This is a genomic window from Bacillus cereus group sp. BfR-BA-01441, from assembly GCF_022663075.1.
GTDB lineage: Bacteria > Bacillota > Bacilli > Bacillales > Bacillaceae_G > Bacillus_A > Bacillus_A cereus.
Window position 1 is genome coordinate 1 of the sequence record NZ_JAKUEU010000204.1, and the last position, 1468, is coordinate 1468.

Genomic DNA, 1468 nt, shown 5'->3' on the forward strand with positions numbered 1-1468 from the left:
TGTTTTCTATGGTTGCACTGGTTATGATAGCGGTTGTAAATTTACATTACCAGCTAAATATTCAGGTAAAACTATAAGTGAAGCGAATGTTAAAGCATTATTGAAAAAAGGAGTTACTGGTGAGATAAAAGGATTCAAGAGTAAAGATCCAAACAAAAAAGATTTTCCGGCAAAATTGAAATTAACAGATAAAAAAACAGGTGGCTTAAAGTTTGATTTTAGTAAATGATATATTTATCAGTTCCGATTTTTAAAAAAAGTAGTGTTGAAGGAGAGAAACTGTAAAAAGTTTCTCTTTTTTTGAATTTTTATTATACATTCACTGTACATTCAATGTATATTGTGATAGAATATAAGTAGGTTAACTTTATTTTGAAAACATGGAGTGATAAGGATGAATGAACAAAAATTAACAGATTACAAAGCTGAATACAAGAAGCATTTAGAAAACAATTTTGTAGGCACTGAAAAAAATGATGTTAAAAGAAGTTCGATTGATCGTGTTGATTATCAGTTAGCAAATGTAATGGATAAACCTGAAATGAGTCTTCAATTACGTCAAGAAGCAATCGCGGAAATGAAAATGTTTGATAGTAGAGCTAACAATAATAAAGATTTTAAAGATTATTTGAATGATAAAAGTGATTTATTAGCTCATGGTGTTAGACATCTTGATAAAGATCAACAAAAAGAATTACTTCAAGAAGATATGAAATTTGAAAATCATCAACTTAAAGATAAGAGTCAAGAACAAAGCCAAAAGGTGGAAGAAGAATTGGAAAGATAAACAGGAGGTGTAAGTAATGGCAAATAAAGATTGGAATGAACTTTTAGATTTAAATTTAAATGGTGATAAAAAAATTCAAGTTCTCAATTTTGTCATGGATAACCTCAACGATGAAAATCAGCTACATATGACACAAAAAGAAATATCTGAAAAGACTGGCGTTTCAAGTAGAACTATTGCTGAAACAATGAAAGCATTACAAGAATCAGAGTTTTTCAACAAAGTTCAATCAGGTATATATCAAGTTAATCCAAAATTTGAACACAATGAGGAAATTCGTAAACCACAAGGCTTGGAAATTGATACAAAAACAATAAATGAAAGTCTTGAAAATCTTACGCTTAAAAATTTGATAAACGAAAGTATTCATGAAGTTCAAGAAACATTAGAAAAGGATATTGATAATCCTGATACTCCTAATCTAACAAAAGATGATATTAAAAATTTGTTAGAGCAACACTTGAAAAATATTGAAGATGCGCTGGATAAATACAATGTCCAAAAAGAAAAAGGGGTTACTTGGAAAGATAGAATCAATACTTTTAAGGGTTCTTTACAAAAAAGCTTTAACAATTTCAAAGAATCTTTAAAACAAAAAGCGCGATCTGTTAGGGATGCACCTGTCAATTTAAAAAATTATGTTAAAAATAAATTGATTGATGGTGTAGTTAAAATAAATAA

The 1468-nt window shown here is 28.3% G+C and carries 3 protein-coding genes; all 3 read left to right on the plus strand.

Annotation, left to right across the window (positions count from 1 at the left end):
* Positions 1-229 (plus strand): topoisomerase C-terminal repeat-containing protein (locus MR107_RS29950; protein WP_242293149.1); only part of this gene is annotated, 229 nt, incomplete at its 5' end.
* A 165-nt stretch (positions 230-394) separates the two neighbouring features.
* A complete protein-coding gene (locus MR107_RS29955) occupies positions 395-787 on the plus strand; it encodes a hypothetical protein (RefSeq protein WP_242293150.1) in 393 nt (130 codons plus the stop codon).
* Positions 788-803: 16 nt separating this feature from the next.
* Positions 804-1468: replication/maintenance protein RepL (locus MR107_RS29960; protein WP_242293151.1), on the plus strand; the 665-nt coding region annotated here is incomplete at its 3' end.

Bases quoted from the DNA above. Each gene is read 5' to 3' on its own strand.
- MR107_RS29955 (WP_242293150.1), top strand. From the start codon at position 395: ATGAATGAACAAAAATTAACAGATTACAAAGCTGAATACAAGAAGCAT.